This window comes from Moorena sp. SIO2C4, assembly GCF_010672485.1.
GTDB lineage: Bacteria > Cyanobacteriota > Cyanobacteriia > Cyanobacteriales > Coleofasciculaceae > Moorena > Moorena producens.
Window position 1 is genome coordinate 1 of the sequence record NZ_JAAHGN010001058.1, and the last position, 2,572, is coordinate 2,572.

A 2,572-nucleotide genomic window follows, 5' to 3' on the forward strand; every position below is an offset into this window, starting at 1 on the left:
TGAACACTTGGGTCATACCGAGTTTGGTACCGAGGATACCGACAGACACTGGTTTCTCCTTTGTAGACATTGCAGCAGTCTGGCAGCAGGGATATTCAAGAACCTGAATTCCCTTTGTGCCACAAACCTGGTCATTATAAACCTGGTCACTATTTATAGTGGATAAACCTCTCCTCAAAAAATAAGCAGAGAGCCCACTTTTATCCAGCTCGGCATGATGGTCGAGCTAGATTCTCGTTCAATTGCGTTTACTGGTCAGAAAAGGCTATTAAACTCGCCTGACTTCGCTGGGACTTAAGTTGTTAATAACTCAGTATCCCTTGATCCACGAAAGTGTAAGCACTGATTGACCTAAAGCAGACCCAAGAACTGATTGGAGTTGTTTAAACCTAACTGTCTTTGACCTACTTTAGCCCTGATGCCAAAAAAAACACCTGATATGCTGTGTATATTGTCTTGCCTCGAACCTAATTCTCAGCCCACAGCACACCCAGCTATTCAGTTGCTGAGGAAGCAACTGTCATAATGCCACTATTATATAGTATATAGTATTTTGCTAAGGGTGTCTAGTTAGTTTGAGAATTAGTTTGACAAAAATTTGCTTGCTGTATGGATTTATGTGAAATCGGGGGATGCAATTGTCGTGCGTATGCAATTCTCGCGCGTATGCGTTCGCGTAGCGTAGCCCTTCGGGCTAATCGCATCGTCTCGCGCACCAGATCATTCACTCCTCATCCCATTCCCCAGACAACAACACACAATCCCCCACCTGCAATACTCCAGCTTCATCCACTGGATTATATAGTTTCCCTTGTCTACGCAACGCCTGAACCATCACATTGTATTGATGCTGGAGATCAATTGGCTTCATACCGACCAAACTTGAATTCTCTACCAAAGTTACCCAATGCTTAGATCCCTCACTAAGGAAACTGCGACTTTCGATCCAGTCTCTAAACGCTGCTAATTCTTCCGGTTCCCCAACAACTAGCAATCGATCCCCTGAACGCAACGTCATCTTACCTTGTGGGTAGTGGACAATATCATTACCTTGTTGAATTGTCAAAACTGTTACCCCAGTCACGTTACGGATATCTGTTGCTGCCAGAGTTACCCAATCTAGACGGGAAGTTTGACTCAAAGTCACCCACTCACTGTGGAGTTCTTCAGCAACATCAGTGATGTCTTGCTGCTTTGAATAGGTAGCTTGTTCAGGTCGTACACTCAAATAGCGGTCTTGGTGAATCCGATTGATCACCGACTGAATCATACCTTGGGTTTCTCCCAGTGCTACTAGCACATGGGCTCCCATTTCCAATGCTGCCTCAAATTCTGGTTGCACTACTTCCCGCGCCCCTAACTGGGTGAGTAGGTCAATTTCGCTATTTTTGTGAGAACGAGCCACAATATCCAGTCCTGGGGCAAACTTGAGGGCACGTTTGAGCAACAAGCGGGTACTGCCAGGATCGGGTAGGGCAATGGCTAGGGCTTTAGCTTTTTCTAGATGGGCTTTTTCTAAGACCAGTTCCGAGTGAGCATCCCCAAACATATAGGGAATTTTTTCATGTCTTAATCGTTGAATAGCAGCTTCGCTATTTTCAATCACTAGTACCTCATGGCCTTGATTGCGCAGGATGTTGACCAATACTCGCCCCACTCGTCCATAGCCAGCCACTACCACATGATTACAAATCGTTTCTGGAATTGACAAAGCTTTAGTGCCCTGAAACTGACGCAGGTAGTTTTTCAGAAACGGCAGATTTACCAGGTGGTCTGCTATTCGGGGAGACCATCTTAGCCACATGGGTGTCAGGACTAGGGTAATGGCTGTGGTTCCCACCAGGAGTAGATACTGATCCCTAGTGATAAATCCTAACTCAAAGCCAACCACCGCTAAGACAAAGGAAAATTCTCCAATTTGATTGAGACCAAAACTAGCAATAAAAGCAGTTTTAAAGGAATAGCCAAATTTCAGCACAATCGGTAGGATAATGGCTGCTTTACCCCCCATCACTAACATCACTAAACCGATAATTATGCCAAAGTTATCGAGCAGCACTTCCGGCTCAATGAGCATTCCTATGGATGCAAAAAATAGACATACAAACGTGTCTTTAAGGGGGATGATTTTGGCAACGGCTTGGTCAGCATAATCAATTTCAGCCATCATTAATCCTGCCACAAATGCTCCCATTTCAACGGATAGACCAAGTCCAGCAGTAATCAAAGCAATCCCTAAACACAGGGCAATTACTGTGATCAGAAATAGCTCACTGTTTTCAGTGCGGGCAATATATTTAATGAGATGGGGAACTATCCAGCGACCCGCTGCTAGAGCAGCAGCTAGAAACACCAACGCTTTGAGTAAAGCAACAACTAAAGCTGAGCCAATATCTGAGGGCTGCTGAAGGGCGGGGATGACGGCTAACATCAGACCTAAACTAAGGTCTTGAGCAATCAAAATTGCTAGCATCACTTGACCATGAAGGGTATTGGTTTCTCCTCTCTCCATCAGGGTTTTAAGAACTACTGAGGTGGAGGAGAGGGATATGATGAATCCGAGCATTATTCA

At 44.9% G+C, this 2,572-nt stretch carries 1 pseudogene; it reads right to left on the minus strand.

Annotated elements, in window-relative coordinates:
- Positions 1-724: 724 nt before the first annotated feature.
- A pseudogene (locus tag F6K20_RS33555) lies at positions 725-2,572 on the minus strand (monovalent cation:proton antiporter family protein); the annotation flags it as partial.